13 protein-coding genes are annotated in these 15,440 nt (G+C 33.4%); 6 read left to right on the plus strand and 7 right to left on the minus strand.

Annotation, left to right across the window (positions count from 1 at the left end; translation table 11 throughout):
* The first annotated feature begins 331 nt into the window (after window positions 1–331).
* Window positions 332–2,638, plus strand: coding sequence for a hypothetical protein (locus MR062_RS00265; RefSeq protein WP_242202047.1), 2,307 nt, complete (start codon window positions 332–334; stop codon window positions 2,636–2,638).
* A 567-nt stretch (window positions 2,639–3,205) separates the two neighbouring features.
* Here MR062_RS00265 and MR062_RS00270 read toward each other — a convergent pair.
* The gene (locus MR062_RS00270; RefSeq protein WP_242202048.1) at window positions 3,206–6,037 is read right to left on the minus strand and encodes an IPT/TIG domain-containing protein; all 2,832 of its coding nucleotides are present in this window, start codon (window positions 6,035–6,037) and stop codon (window positions 3,206–3,208) included.
* A 481-nt stretch (window positions 6,038–6,518) separates the two neighbouring features.
* Between MR062_RS00270 and MR062_RS00275 the strand changes: the two genes are divergently transcribed.
* Entirely contained in the window at window positions 6,519–8,066 is a 1,548-nt protein-coding gene (locus tag MR062_RS00275) for a hypothetical protein (protein WP_242202049.1), read from the plus strand.
* Window positions 8,067–8,102: 36 nt separating this feature from the next.
* Window positions 8,103–8,654, plus strand: coding sequence for a hypothetical protein (locus MR062_RS00280; RefSeq protein ID WP_242202050.1), 552 nt, complete (start codon window positions 8,103–8,105; stop codon window positions 8,652–8,654).
* Window positions 8,655–8,900: 246 nt separating this feature from the next.
* On the opposite strand, the gene MR062_RS00285 is transcribed toward MR062_RS00280, so the two are convergent.
* Window positions 8,901–9,323 carry a hypothetical protein gene (locus tag MR062_RS00285; protein WP_242202051.1) on the minus strand — a complete coding sequence of 141 codons (423 nt, stop codon included), beginning with the start codon at window positions 9,321–9,323 and terminating at the stop codon, window positions 8,901–8,903.
* Window positions 9,324–9,686: 363 nt separating this feature from the next.
* Here MR062_RS00285 and MR062_RS00290 point away from each other — a divergent pair, with 363 nt between their 5' ends.
* Together MR062_RS00290 and MR062_RS00295 are read left to right on the plus strand one after the other, a co-directional pair.
* Window positions 9,687–9,956 carry a hypothetical protein gene (locus MR062_RS00290; RefSeq protein WP_242202052.1) on the plus strand — a complete coding sequence of 90 codons (270 nt, stop codon included), beginning with the start codon at window positions 9,687–9,689 and terminating at the stop codon, window positions 9,954–9,956.
* Between the two features lie 402 nt (window positions 9,957–10,358).
* The gene (locus MR062_RS00295; protein WP_242202053.1) at window positions 10,359–10,850 is read left to right on the plus strand and encodes a hypothetical protein; all 492 of its coding nucleotides are present in this window, start codon (window positions 10,359–10,361) and stop codon (window positions 10,848–10,850) included.
* Between the two features lie 136 nt (window positions 10,851–10,986).
* Here the strand turns inward: MR062_RS00295 and MR062_RS00300 are convergent, their stop codons facing one another.
* Window positions 10,987–11,631 carry a hypothetical protein gene (locus tag MR062_RS00300; RefSeq protein WP_242202054.1) on the minus strand — a complete coding sequence of 215 codons (645 nt, stop codon included), beginning with the start codon at window positions 11,629–11,631 and terminating at the stop codon, window positions 10,987–10,989.
* A 459-nt stretch (window positions 11,632–12,090) separates the two neighbouring features.
* Window positions 12,091–12,741 (minus strand): class I SAM-dependent methyltransferase, encoded by a 651-nt coding sequence (locus MR062_RS00305; protein ID WP_242202055.1) that lies wholly within the window; start codon window positions 12,739–12,741, stop codon window positions 12,091–12,093.
* Between the two features lie 536 nt (window positions 12,742–13,277).
* Here MR062_RS00305 and MR062_RS00310 point away from each other — a divergent pair.
* Complete coding sequence (locus tag MR062_RS00310) at window positions 13,278–14,162, plus strand: helix-turn-helix domain-containing protein (RefSeq protein ID WP_242202056.1); 885 nt, start codon at window positions 13,278–13,280, stop codon at window positions 14,160–14,162.
* Between the two features lie 24 nt (window positions 14,163–14,186).
* On the opposite strand, the gene MR062_RS00315 is transcribed toward MR062_RS00310, so the two are convergent.
* From MR062_RS00315 to MR062_RS00325, 3 genes are all read right to left on the minus strand, one after another.
* Window positions 14,187–14,561, minus strand: a complete 375-nt coding sequence (locus MR062_RS00315; RefSeq protein ID WP_242202057.1) for a hypothetical protein — start codon at window positions 14,559–14,561, stop codon at window positions 14,187–14,189.
* Between the two features lie 128 nt (window positions 14,562–14,689).
* Entirely contained in the window at window positions 14,690–15,058 is a 369-nt protein-coding gene (locus tag MR062_RS00320) for a rhodanese-like domain-containing protein (protein WP_242202058.1), read from the minus strand.
* 11 nt (window positions 15,059–15,069) lie between these two features.
* Entirely contained in the window at window positions 15,070–15,438 is a 369-nt protein-coding gene (locus tag MR062_RS00325; protein WP_242202059.1) for a DsrE family protein, read from the minus strand.
* Window positions 15,439–15,440: the final 2 nt, after the last annotated feature.

The following is a 15,440-nucleotide window of genomic DNA, read 5'->3' on the forward strand; positions in this document are numbered from 1 at the left end:
TATGCCACTAGCATCAGATTCATTAAATATGGAAACAAAAAACACTGTTTTCATAAAGCCTTTGGAAACCGTAAAAACTTTATTAATCAATTCAGGATAATTGAAATCAGCAACTATAGTTAAAATAAATTAATCATTGGATAATAATACGTTAAATATTTGCGGTAATACATCTTAATTTTAGCTATTGATTTGCTTACTGGTAAACAGATATACTCTATTTAAAGTATTGATATTTCAGTGAGATTGGGCTAAACTTAACCTAAGTCAATAGCCCGTCCCGTCAAAAATGAATTCACTAACTGTAGTTAAAGCATAACAGGACAATAATATGATTGAAACAATAAAAGCATTACCGCTAACCTTCTTTTTGTTGTGTTTGGTACTGCTATCATATAATTGTAAGCATAGTCCAAGCACAAAGAATAAAATTGAAGATATAATTCCTTCACTAGATGAAGTTTCGGGCATTTGGATGTCAACCGATACCATGGCTATTGAACCTTCAATTCGTAATTTTCGTGGAATGGCTTTACTCAATAGGGATATTACATCAGTAAGTTGGTTTGTTTCGGCCCCATATTCAGGTGGACATCACACTGGAACCTTGAAAATAAATGACAAAACACCGGAAGCTACATTGTTTCGTTGGCAACCCTATCAGGCACTTAGGAAAGGAATGATTGATAGTTTGTCCATAGGTAGCTCCACACGAATGATGGTAGAAGACGATGCTATTCTCTGGGCAGTTGAAATCAAAAATAAACACAAGACAAGAAAAAGGGTTCATGTCGATTTGGACATGATAGGATATATCAGTCAATATAACGAAGGTGATTGGAAATGGTGGTATCCATATCCAGACTGGAACGGAGAAAGGACAGAAGAGCGGAATCCGAAATTAGATAGCATGCGTTTGCAAATTCCAGAGGATTCTTATAAGAATACAAAGGGATGGCCGACCGATGAAGAAGTATTGAACTCCAAGCACTATAAGGCCACTATTCAAAACCAGGCAATTCTTATTCAGGACAAAAACACACCTGCAGTAAGTGCCTTCAGCTTGGTGACAAAACCAGATGCTATTCAATCCATGAACTCAGGAGGTAAAGCCACATGGAACTTTGAATTGGATCCTGGAGAATCAAAAGTAATCAAGTATTTTATGACCTATGGGGATAATATAGATTATATGATGGGTAAGGTTGATGAGTGGTCTCTACATTTTGATCAATCATTTAATGCCATCAAAAACGAGTGGGAGAAGAAATGGCAGCAATTGTTCACGCCCAATAATGCTTTGGTTTCAGGTAGTTTTCCTATTTTGGAGACCACCGATCAAGAGGTGAAAAGAGTGTATTATATGGGGCCATTGACGATGTTATATTTGCTCAATACCAATTTGAAGCAGCATGAAAGAGTTTATTTGACTGGTGGTCCCCGATGGGGTGCAACCACCACTTTTTTTTGGGATATTGCAATTTGGTCGGATTTGTGGGCACTCGTCGACCCAAAGATGATGAAAGAACATATCAAGTCTTGGATAAAGATAGATCCCAATCTTTCCTATGGGCAAGATAATCTAAACGGTAACGGGGTTGGAAATGGATATTCTGCCAATTATTGGTGCCTGTTCAAAATCATACGGGACTATTTGGTGACAACTGGAGATTATACGTTTTTGGATGAGGTGATTGGAGGTAAAACCTTGTTACAGCATATGGAGGAATATGCCTTGAATTGGCAAAATCTTTCTAACTATGGTCAACCTGGATACGAAAGCGAATTGTACAAACTGGCTGATTTTGGCCCAGATGCGTGGAATCTGTTAGAATGTGTCCCAACATACAAACATATAGTCCCTTCATTTAATATAGGGTATGTATGGATGATGCGGGAGACTGCTAAAATCCATAAACAAAGGGGGAATGAAGAAAAGGCTGATAAATTGGAGATACTTGCAAATGAGATGACCGAAGATATTCTTCAATTATATGCGGGCAATGGTGCTTGGAACAGTCTTTACCCCAACAATAAAAAAGTGGAGGTTCGCCACGTATTGGATTTTATTTATTTTGGAAAGTTCCTTGCAGACGATGTAAGTCCGGATATCAAAAAGGAAATGATGGATTTCTTCAATAGGGAATTGCGAACCAACAATTGGATGAGGGCCCAGTCATTAAATGACATCGCTGCGGATTTTTCCGACCGCCCCGACCATGGGCCATTGGGGAGTTTCGATGGATGGATTCCAGAAGCAATGGATGCTATGGATAAAATGGGTTATACGGAGGCCGCTTTGAGGTTTTATAGGGACATTGAACCTGTGACATACGAAGGTGGTTGGGCGCAGGCCAGAGAATTATGGGGAGAAAATAAATTGAATAAATTGGCCAGAGTACGCATTGCTGAACGTGGGTGGAACAATAGAGAGAGTTCATCCGGAATTGGGATATCCCAAGCTGTTATTAGAAACTTCTTTGGCTTTAACCCGCAGTTTGATGGTAAAATTATTGAGGATAAAAAAAGATGGCCATTTAATGGAGAAAGTGAGTTGCATCATGTATACTATAGAGGAGCCTATTATACCATTAAATTTAAGGATGGCAAGCCGGTACTCTTTCCTGAATCACATTAAATTGACTTTACAATCAATGTGCGGTAAAATCAGGGTAGATCGCCTTGCCAAGTTATTGATCTTAAGTATAGCATGTATAATCTGTTAGAGCAACAAATAGAACTGATTGATTAGAAATGAATAATAGCTACAGTTTAACTAATATTTTGGAGGGCTCCGCACCTTAAATGTTCCAATGGTGCTTCATTTGAAAAAAATCAAAATTGTATTTGTTTAGAATATCACAAATCCTATATTTGCAGTGCGAAGTTATTTTGACATAAATTAAATGATATATAAGTTCACAAATCGTCAACATGAGATGTGAACTCTGGTGATGGGGCCAATTTTATAGGGTCTAAGCGTATATGGTTCGAGTCCCGTCCAGACCGCAAGATTGCAAAGAAGCTTCAACGCAGGTTGAGGCTTTTTTTAGCTAAAATTTAGTTGTGTTGTTTGATAAGCCTTAGGGTTTGTCAATGTATGGTTGAGATGCTGAATATAAATTCAGTGCTAGCCAATGGAAAGCTTTCCTTTTTTCTGTGAAGAAAATTGGGATGCTTTTTTGTTTTGGGGGTTTCAATTTGGTTAACGAGGGTCGTCACTAATTTTGTACTTAATCATCTCTTGGTTTTCATGGTAGTAAATGTTGAAACCGATTCCAAAATACAAGGAATCTCCATTACCCCAAACGGCATGTTTCCCTGCTTTAAAAAGCATTGGTGTTTTTTCCGTCCAAGTCTTAGTGTTTAAATTATAGGCATATAAATTGAAAACAGGTTGAGAAGCATACTCGAACCCTCCGCTTAAGTAAAGTACATCGTTATACACGTATAAATTATTTTTGTAATGATATTTTATGTCCTTTGGAAAGCCAATATCTTCCCACGAATTGTTTGCAGTATTAAATACTTGGATGTTTTGGTCTCTTGGGTCAAAATATATCTTCCCATCATGATAGTATAGTGCGTCTCCAAGGGCACTACTTCTTATAGGGTAGTTTGGTTGACTTGGAGTTTCAATAGTATGATCTAATAAATTATACTTAATAAATGATGTCACATAGCCTTCCGATTGATCTTCAATAAAAAGAAAGGCTTCGTTCTCGGAGGTTACAAAAGAAAATAAAATATAAGTGTTGTCGTTGCCTAGAGATAATTCTATTGGCGTTTCCCATGTTTTTTGTATCATGTCATATACAAGAAGGTTGTTTCCATATGGGATGTAGATTTTATTGTCAACCGTGGATATGTATTTGTTGCCATTGGAGTTTGTATAACCGCCGTAAGGAAAGCTAGGCTCATAAGTTTCCCAAATGGAATTGAGTTCATTAAACTGAAATATACCATAATGGTTGAAGAAGTAAAGTTTTCCGTTAAATTCGAAATGCGTGCTGCTAGTGTGGAATTGACTATGAAGTTGATAATTTTCTAATCTAGAATAAGGTTCAATTCCGTTAATTGAACCAACGTTTATAACTTCTGGTCCATAGTGGATGGTCACAGGCATGTTCTGTTTTAGTGGTGTGTGGTAGGGGAGCTTAAAACTAACCTGGTTTTTTGATGCGTGAATAATATCGCACCAAATACCATCCACCTTTAAGGTATAGCCATATTTGTTTTCTAGATTATTTCCATTTATGGTAAATATATCTAATTCTCTAACACCCGAAGTCATGGAAAGTCCGGTTGTTGTTATTGCCTTTATGTTAAAGGTGATTTCATTTGAAAATTGCCCTCCAGTTTTAACTTTTAAAGTATGAACACCAGAAGGTATATTTTCAGGAATTCGAAATCTTATATTTTTATTATAACTAGTATAAGCTGATGTGCCTGGGTTTTCAATTAACTCATCATCAATATATACACCACATACTCTATTGTAGCCAAAATCCAATCCAGTTAATTCAATGTATTCACCATGTAAAAAGGAACTTCCGTTAATGGAATTAATTGTTGGAGCATAAATGCCTATATCATGATTATCCGAACCATAACTGGATTCAATGTTGATATTTAAAACACCAGTGCCGTTAAAAATATAATAGGAATATAATTTGTCGGTTTCTAACCAATCAGTTAGGGGTAGACTTATATTGCCTTCACTATCAACATTTGTAAAGGTATTGCCATATCTAAGTGATACTCCACCAACAGTTATGTTGCCACTAGATCCTGCAATAAAATATTTTGTTTTTAATGTTACTGTATCATTGGCTAAATGATAATTAGGTTTATCAACAGAAAGTATTTCTGGAGGTAACATGGTGATATCTTCAATAATTTCAAAACTACCAGATTTTAACACTAATTTAGGGGAAGGATCTTCAAAATACTTATCAATAATGACTTTAACTTCACCAATTGATGAACTTAATATTCTTTGGGATTTTCCACCTACTAATACATCCAGTGCTTTGTTTGGTTGTAATAAATAGTTGCCCTTAATGGTAAGTGTGTCGAGAAACCCAGTGTTTCTTTTGTCTATCTCTATTATGTTAGGAGATGTACTTTGGTAAAAACTTTTCTTTTCAATAATGGTATCGAGCACTTTTATTTTTAGATCAAGTAATCCGCTAGGTAACCCTTCGGGTATTGTTATTTCTAATTTATCAATATCTAAGCGTTGCTTGTTTATTTGTGTTTCTACATCATTAATCCATACGGTACTTATTTGGGAATGGAAATTTTTACCATAAATAAAATAATTATCGTCAACATATGCTTCGGTAGAAGAGATTGAATCTAAAAAAGGAGGGTTAATTATAAATAAACTTTCAATAAGGGTGTCTACACCGCAATTTTTTAACGTAGGTTCCAGTTTGGATTTATTAATATTTGGCGAAACTATAGCTTTGATAAGACTATCTGATTCGAATATAACGTTTTGGTAACTTTCCCCTAAAAGAAATCTAGTCGGGCTGTCTGGAAGTGATAAACAAAAATTTTCTCCTTTTATAGAAATTGTATCATAAACAAATCCCTTTTTTGGAGTAAAATCTTTGATTTTAATGTTTATATCGATATTACTAATAAAATCAAGTGTGTCTCCATGGATTATTTGATTTTGAACTTGGGTATATGGAAATACCTTATACGTTTCTCCTTTTACAATGCCAGAACTAATTATGGTTTCAAAACTACTAGCTTTTAATTCTCCTTGTTCAACTTTCTTAACTAGTAAATTTTCATGTAGAACAAAAACGCCATGACTTTCAAAAGCTATATTATTGTAGCCTTGAATATTAAGCTGGGTTTTTGTTTTTACACCACTTTCAGTATTGTCTTCAATAGAAAATGAGGTTATTTCCACTTTCTTATAGACTTCTTTGGTGTTGGAATCATCTACTTGGCAGGAAATAAAAAAAATAAACAGTACTAATAATGGATTTCTAAGCATAGGATTTTTCTTCTTAAACAAAGCTAATTTATTTTTTGATATTTTAAACTTTAACAAATGAAAAACAACATTTTGTTTTCAATTAATAAAAGTAAACTCAACAGTAAAAAAGCAATAGTCTACATAGGTCTAACAAAAATGTTTCAGTAAATGTTTTTATACAGTAAAAGGGTAGGAAAAGATATAATAGAAAGAAAAGGTCCGATAGTCATATGTTATGAGTTTCTTTATTGTTTCATTGTTATTTAACAAGTCTAAATATATTCAACGCAAGTTGAGGCTTTTTTTAGCTAAAGATTAGTTGTGTTGTTTGGTAAGCCTTAGGGTTTATCAATGTATGGTTGAGATGTTTTTTTGTTTTTTAGCATTTTGTAATTGGATCATTTCTTTAATTAAGGTGTCCAATAAGGTGTGCTTTAAATCTTAAAAGGTGCATTGAAATTATAAAGTTTTTCCTATAATTGTTTAAATTAGGCCTGTTAATTTATATTGTCAAGAATACATGAAAAAAATAAAGGTAGCTTTTCTTCCTCTTGCTCTAGTTTCTGTTTTTATCTCAAATTCTCAATCTTATTCTTCTTCTTATGAAGAAAGTATATTTCTGGCCTATAAGAAGGATAGTTTAAACTATAATTTTTTTGATAGCTTAACAGCAATAGACTCATTAGTTAATGAAGATGTTGTTTCAGGATATTACCAAAACGTTTTATCTGTAATAAAGAAAATGCCCCCCAAGGAGGTAAAAGATAAGAAGGAAAAAAAGAGGGTTAGGAATATTTATGATGAACTTCATAATACCTTCTTTAGGAAGTATGAGTTAAGTTCATACTTTACAGATATGTTCAAGGACGGTACTTATAACTGTGTAACAGCAACGGCCTTGTATGCTTTTGCTTTTGAAATGTTAGAAATACCTTATCATATAAAAGAAACTCCTTCCCATGTTTTTCTTATTGCCTATCCAGATACATACAAGATATATTTGGAGACCACAGTGCCGGGTGCATATGGGTTTGCTATTCCAAAAGAATCTGAAGTGAAGAAAATGGTAGATGAATTAATAGCTTATAAGTTGGCTACAAAGGAAGAGGTTTCTGAAAAGGGATATATGAAGTTTTATGAAGATTACTATTATGGAAAAGAGTTTATTGATAAGGGAGCTCTAATTGGAATGCAATACTATAACAAAGGCTTAACGAACCTAGAAGTTGCAGATTATGATAATGCATTAAATAATTTTAGAAAATCAAAGGTGTTTTATTCATCCGTTGTAGTTAACTATTTACTCAAGAATGTTATGTTTTTAAAAATAAATGAGCTGGAGTTTAATTCTTTGGATGATATTGATTTTTTGGTAGAGTTATTGGAGATCTCTAATTATACAGAAGATTATACTTTGTCCAATCTAAAATCATCTTTATATAAAATAGTTGATCATGATGATAATGATAAAGATTTTATTGCACAGGCTATAGCTAAATTTAAATTATTAAAGAAAGAAGACGTAAAAAATGAATGTGTTGAGTTTTTATATGAATATTTGGCTAGAAGGGCAGCAAGTGATGAATATTTGGATGATGCCCTGGAGTATAGTGATGCCATAATACAAATAAATTCCAAAAGTAAAATTGCTAAACAAATTATAGAATATGTAGCTTTTAGAAAAGTGGCTCTTTCGTCTTATGATGTAAAAGCCTTAAATGCTTTGAAATCCAGTTGTAAAAAATATCCTTTTTTAAAAGATAATAATCGCTATAACATCAGCTTAGTTCATTTGTTTGGTCAAATTTCTTATAAAAGCTTAAAAAACAAAGAAATTACTAAGGGTATTGAGTACCTGAAAAAATTAGAAGAAGTACTTGATAATACAGATGTACTACAAGAGGTAGATAAGGGGCTTTTGGCCGAGCTTTATCTAAAAGCTGGCAATTACTATTATTTCAAAGAGCAGTACAAAACGTCTTATAAGTTATTTAAAAGAGGACTTATATATGCTCCTGGCTATCCCGATTTGGTAAAAAAAGCACAATGGTCAAAAGAAGAGTTGTAATTTAATTAAAGAACTAAATGTTCGTAACTTATCAAAATGAAGTTTTCACATAAAATTCTATTCATATTTATGGTCACTTTGGGTATGTCCTGTAAAACCTTTTCACAAGATCAGGAATTAAAGGAAAAGCCTATTGTAGCAGATTTTGATGATATTTATGTTTACAATGATCTCTTATATGAATATGAAACTGATAATTTGTATACAGGGCTAATTCATAGAAGAAAAAAGAATGGGGAATTGATACAAGAAGATTACGTAGAAAGAGGGGTTATCCATTATACTTTAATGTTTTATAGAAGACAAAAAAGAAAGCCACATTCTAAATATATTTACAATAAAGACAATCCTTATGTATTAAGAGAAGTAATTAGATTTCATCTAGAAGGGGATGTGTTTAAAACCACCTATTATGATTATGATGGTAGAAGGATTTTAGAAGAAGATTTTAAAGACGGTAAATTAATCTATAGCTGTGAATTTAATGGCAGAAAAAGACATGGTAAAGAGCTGTGTATAACTGAAAAATGTGATACTACAGTTATGTATTATGTTAATGGTAAAAAACAGCATAAAAAAAGGATATAAATGTATTAGAGGCTTTGAATTGCAGTAATAGTCTATAAATCCATCAGTTCAATAAAACCCGTCCAGACCGGAAGATTGCAAAGAAGCTTCAACGCAAGTTGAGGCTTTTTTTAGCTAAAGATAGTTGTGTTGTTTGACAAACCCTAGGGTTTGTCAATGTATGGTTGAGATGCTGAACTCATAAAAACACAAAAAAGCCTGATTAAGACCAAACTTAGTCAGGCTTTTTGTTTTTATAATTTGTGTTTAAGCGCTTTTCACCTTATTGTATACTATGCTAGTTAAAATACCTAAAATGCAGTAAAACACTAGATTCAAAATGCCATTAATGATTGTTCCTGTCATATCCATCATGTTGGCAAAAGCAAAATCATACCATCTTTCTCCAAATCCGACAAAGAGACCAACTAATAATCCGTAAGTTGCGCCATGAGAAATGGTATGCCCACTATTGGATAATTTTGAATAAATAGTAGAAAAAGCAAAAGCCATTATTACGCCAGCGATAATGTTATGAACTTGATCTGGGGTCTCTTTCCAAAGCCCTGTTGCAGTTCCTTCATGACCTTCAAAAAGTGAAGCGCCAAGCTTTGACCAAAGCAAATAACCTCCAATGTAGGACCAAACGGCGCCTACTAAAGTTGAAACTAAATTCGTTTTTGAAAACATAAATTAAGATTTTAATTGGTTAATATGCAATTAAAAGTATGTAAAAATATAATATAATTAAAAAAACGGTCAAAATGTTACGAACAATGTAATTTGAGAAAAAGTTAATAACTATATCATTAAGTCAAGGGTATTTATATTAGCTAATTCTTATTAAAAAAAAGAACTTAGGATGACTTAGAAAGAGGTAATAAAGTTCAATGTGAATGGAATTCCAATGGAAAGCTTTCCTTTTTTTGTGAAGGACATTGGGATGCCTGCCTGTCGGCAGACAGGCTTTTTTGTTTAATAGGGGCTTGTTCTTCTGAAAAGGTATATTCTTTATTTTTTAGTAAATTGTAATGGCTTTATATATAAGGTGTTATGAAAAATCCATTGTTGAAGAACCCTGTTTTTTTTAATGTGGTTATTCTTATAATTTCAGGAATTATTAGTGCGTTTACCTTAATATTTGGAGTAGCCCATCTTTTTGAAGGAGTTAGACAAATCATTAAAGGAAATGGTCACGAAATACCTTTGACAGAATCTATTCTTGGTTGGGTTATTGTTCTTATGCTGTGCGTTGTAGGAATTATTTCTCTTCTTTTAGCAGTAGCAGCAATTCAGGCTATTTTCAAAAGAAACAAAACTTAAATATTCTATAAATAATTGTATTGTTTCTCCATGTGAGGCTTTCCTTTGTTATGTGAAGCACATTGTGATGTTTTTTTGTTTTGGGAGGGTTTATAAACCTTATTTCACATCTTTTTAACGCTACGGTCCATAGGCGTGTTGGTAATTTTCAAATGGCTTCGATTTATTATTTATTTCATCTTAATTATTCTCAAATAAACCGCGTTGTATATGCTAAATTAACTCAGAAATAAACTAATTTCATATACGGGTTAAATGAGTGTATATATTGGAAAATTTTAATGATTTCTTCAAGATGTTTATGTCGCATCTTTGCACTGTATAATTTTAATATACTTAGTTATGAGACGAACAAATTTTTATCCAAATATGTGGGCCTTTTCACCGATAGCATTTTATGTATTGGCAAAACTTGAAGAAGATAATAAAGGCATAAAAGAATTGATATTAAAAAACACAAGAAATTATAATCTTGGTGTTTCTGAAATGAATTTAAATATTACCAAGATAACGGCTATGGATAGCTTAGGGGTTGAGCATTTTATATTAAACTTTCCCGATCAATATAGTTTAAATATCAAGGGCGTAGGTTATGGCCGTTTTTATCGATTAAAAAAAATAATGAACTTACCACCAAATACTTATACACGTTTGCGTTTTTATTTGGGTAATGACAATCAATTTATTTTTAAAGATGGGGTTGTAGAAAATAAAAGCGTATATGATTATTTAGACTTTGAAATTGAAAATAATTTAACTTTAAATGCGGAAAAACCCTCTGGAGTGAAAATATGGTTTGACATGGTACCTTATGAACTCAGTAGACATTTTAAGTTTTTTTCAAATTGGGTTAATATGTTTAAAAATCTAAGATCCAGTATTCAAAACACTTAATGGTGATACATTTTTAAAAATAGCTTCAATACAAGTTGAAGCTATTTTGCTTTGGAGGTTTTTGTAAGGTCTTTACTTGTAAATGTAAGGAGCCAAAATTAATGGCTCCTTACACAAAAAGATGAGGTTCGTTTGGTTATTTGTTAGACCGTTTGCCTGGGTAAAAAGTTAATTCTCCTGTAAACATATGGTCGGTTTGGTGTTCTGGGATAAAGCCATCAGGAATAGGCCCATCTGGAGTCATCATCCAGCCATTTTCAGAAAGATTCACCCAGCTGTCCGTTGCACCATGTCCCCAGGCACCTTCAAAACGTCCTGTTCCGCCTGTAATTTCAAAATCGTCACCAAACCAAAGCTCGTAATAAGGGTCGTCAAATATGGGGTAAATATGTCCAATAACGCCCCATGGTGGGATATTAAAAAATAATTCATCCCCATTATCAGCTACAAAAACACCTTCACCAGCTTTATACTGAAGGTTTGGGGCTCCACAGAAAGAAATGATAACGGTAAATTCCCCCAAATGTGTTCCAGATCCCTCACCAACTTGATAGTTGCCCGTATAACCATCCGATGCATACTCAGTGCAATCGGGCGTAAAGGAGTAGTCTCTTTTGGTAAAGAAGTCGGCTTTAAAAGGTACAGTTACCGTTTTGGAAACTTTTAATGTTTTGCTTGTTTTTAACGCTGAAGAAGTGTTGTTTTCTAAAGGCCCATTAGAACAAGAAAAGGTCAGACTGATTATAATCAGGGCAATCCAAGTTAATTTAATGGTTTTCATAATAGTTAAAGTTTATTATTAAAATGTATGTAAAGGACACAGGAGATAAGGAGCAAGGTTAAGTGGTTACAGTGCAAAGGGGAGTGTGCCCAAATAAAGAGGAATTAAAGTGTCATTCTAAGTTTAGGACTAAAACATGAAAAGTTAGGGGTATTGAATAAGAAATCTAATGAGTAAAGTCATAAGCTAAGGTCGTTTTTTTTTGTATCTTATTAGTTTGTATTGTTGTTTAATAAAACGGTTACCGTATGGCGTAAAGAAGGTGATGGAACTTGGAAGAATGTTATTGACATGTGGAATGAAGATCCCGATGGGAAATTTTAATAATTGATTAAAGAATGTATGAGCTTAGTAATTAGTGAATATTTTAATTTAATGGTAAGTTGTACATTGTTATTTTTTGTAGAGTGAGAGCTAAGTTTGGAGATAGAAAGGTTGTAATAAAGTGGTTGATTAATATTATACTTTCTTGCAGATAATGTATGAATCTCCATGATGTTCTGTTTCTTCATATTTATCTGGAGATAACCCTTCGAAGTAATATAGAATTTCAAAATCCTTAAATAAATCACGAAGGCGATTTTTTTCAATATAATACCTTGTTTTACAGCATGCATCTTTTTTTAGAAAAGTATTGGGCTCTATCATCTTTTCTGTTAAAGAATATTCAATAAACTCTGGGTCAAGATAATTTCTTAAGGACATGATTATAAAACCATTGTGTTTTATGGTTTGTTTTATTGATGTAAGCAGGCTTTCAAATTCACTTTTTCTCATGCAGCATCCCACTAAAATACAGTTTACAACATCATAATAGTGTTTCGGATAATTATAAGTGATAACATCACAGTTTTGAATGAAAATATTTGAAATTTGATGGTCATTTTTATAAGCTTTAAGACGACTTAAGTAAATGGCGTTATTGTCTAAAGCATCAACTTGAAATCCATTTTTGGCAAAAAACACACTGTCTGCTCCTTCACCACAACCTATATCTAGAAGTTTATTGTTGTTTTTAATATAATTTAAAGCCCTCTTGGCGATTGGGTCTGGTTTGAATGGGCTTTCAAAACCATACATATCGCTTAATTCATTTTTTGAAAAGGCCATGCCTAAATTTTATTATTTAGTTAAAGGTTAAAACCCTGCAATTCCATTGTAGTTACTTTAGTTTCTATAAACTTTTAGCAAACTGACTGTCATTTCGTATCTTTCGACTGTCGCTCAAGACAGGCTAAAGAGAGAAATCTCATCATACATCAAAATTATGAGATTCCTCTTCGTGCCTCACTTCGACAGCGCTCAGTGTGACACATTCGGAATGACAACACCAACTCCAAAAGAATTTCATTCTTTGTTTAAAACTATGGATTTTTAATCCATAGTGGTTTATTTAGAATAAAGTATAAATATAGTGAATAATAGAGGGTGATTAAAACTGATATAAAGCTGGTCGTTAGTGAGTTAAATGATGCGTGGGACTCCCTTTTTTATCTTCCTATAATTTTCCTTAAATAGAAAGTCATTATTTTTTGAGGCATTCAGGAGGTTTGTAGGAATGAGTGAAAATCGTAAATGCTTAGAATGTAGTGTGTTAATTTAAAAAAAGATTGTTAACTTTATGATGAATCTATAGGCCGCAACAGATGTTCGATTCATATAAACATTTTTTAGAAACCCCTGGTTATAATAAAATAATTGGGGAAGATTATTTAATAGTAGAGTTTAAATGCCCTATTAAAGAAGAATTGTTTACGGCATGGTCAGAATGCCATAGTGTGGTTTATGTGCTAAGTGGCCAAAAAAAATGGATTACCCCTGCCAATGAATATCTGGTAAAAGAAAACCAATCCATTTTTGTTAGAAAAGGAGCCTTTAAAAACCAACAATATTTTGAAGAAGGCTTTTGTGTGCTCATGTTTTTTATGAAAGATGATTTTGTAAAGCGATGCGTACAAGAAGATATTAGCAGTGAAATAAAGGCCCTGAAGAAAATAGATCATCCAGAATTTATATATAGAATTAAAGTTTCGGAAAGTTTAGAAGCCTTGTATCATTCTTTTTTCTCCTATTTGAAGGAAGGCAAGCGAATTTCACAAAAAATTATAGAATTAAAATTTAGGGAAATGTTGCTGAACATCTGTTCGGACTACAACAATGCTGAAATTAAGAACGTGTTTTATACTATTGGCCAAAATGCAGGTGGCACAATAGAGCAGATTATGGAAGAACAGTTTATCTATAATTTAAAAATAGATGAATTTGCAAGATTATGTGGTAGAAGCACATCCTCCTTTAAAAGGGATTTTAAAAATGTATATAACACAACACCAGGGAAATGGCTATTGACCAAGCGATTAAATCTGGCCAGCAATTTAATGTTAGGTACAGACTTTACCATTCAGCAAATCTGTTACGATTGCGGGTTTGAAAGTGACTCCCACTTTATAAGAAGTTTTAAAGATAAATTTGGTCAAACGCCCAAGCAGTGGAGAAACGCAAAAAAATCACTCCAAAATAGTGTTGCATAGTGCATAAAACATTAGGTTAATGCTTTAAAGGATGCCTTTTTTTATTTTTCTTTGTTTTTCCTTTTCCTGATAGTCTTTCCAGTCATTGCCCTTTAGCCTAACAAATAGGGTATGAATGAGCATGGTGGTTCCACTAAAAAATGCTCCAGAAAACACATAGGTGAAAAATCCATTTAATAGCGGATGAAATAATTCGCAGCTAACAACGAGGGGCGCTTCCGTTACAAGCGACACCAATAGTCCGACCCAAAAAGGTAAGCACTGCATACAACTTGTTAAATATTTCCAGAAGTTAGGGCTGTGTTTCTCGGCCAAATCCCTTAGGGGTTCAAATAGTTTACTAATAGTTATAATGGCAGATATGCCATAAACGGTCAATATGGTGGTTAATAAATCCATGAAATTAATTTTAAGGTTACTTGTAAGTAATAAATAAAATGCAAGTTTTCAGTTGTTAGTAATTATTTAAACATATTAGAAAACTTGCATTTTGTATTAATATAGCGTGTCTTCTCAAGATTTAGAGGTTAATTTTGTGTGTTTTTAAATTTTAGCCAAGCGGCATGCCCACCTTCTAAATTATGTACATTTTCAACACCTTTTTCCTGAGCTTTTAGAGCTGCCATATACGACATGACGCCTCCCGTACAGCAAAATAAAAAAGGCCCGTCACCATCGAAAATAGGGTTATAATCTTCATGTTCTTTATCGACGGCATGTTCAATAGTTTCAAAAGGAATATTATGGGCCTTGGGGATGCTGCCTTGGGATTCAATGCCCTTTGGGTTTCTAACGTCTATAATACTAAAATGTTCTTCGGCAATAATAGCATCTAGTTGATTGGAGGTTACTTGTGGAATAGCCTTTTTGGAAGTTGTTACATTTGAATGGTTCATAGTTTTAAATTTTAAATTGAAATGACTTCGGCACCTTCTATAATTAATTGGTGTAAGGCTCCAGACCCAATAAGTTCAATACCGTCAATAAGGTTGTCTACAGAATACCCCCTTACCTCTGCACAGGGCGGACAAACCATGATCCTGCATTTGTTGTCGATAACGGCATCGATCATTGCTTTCATAGTTGGATCTTTGGGATTAAGGTGAACATTGTCGGCGGCTCCTTTTCTAACCCAGTCTACGCCAGAACTTACCAGGAAAATACTAACGTCCAAACCAGATTTAATACCTCCGTTTGCAATGCTCCAAGCTACAGATGCTCTTTCATCATCTAAACCGTAGCTTATTAATACGACTAATTTCTTTGTTGTGCTCATGA

It is taken from the genome of Aestuariivivens insulae, assembly GCF_022662195.1.
Taxonomy (GTDB): Bacteria; Bacteroidota; Bacteroidia; order Flavobacteriales; family Flavobacteriaceae; genus Aestuariivivens; species Aestuariivivens insulae.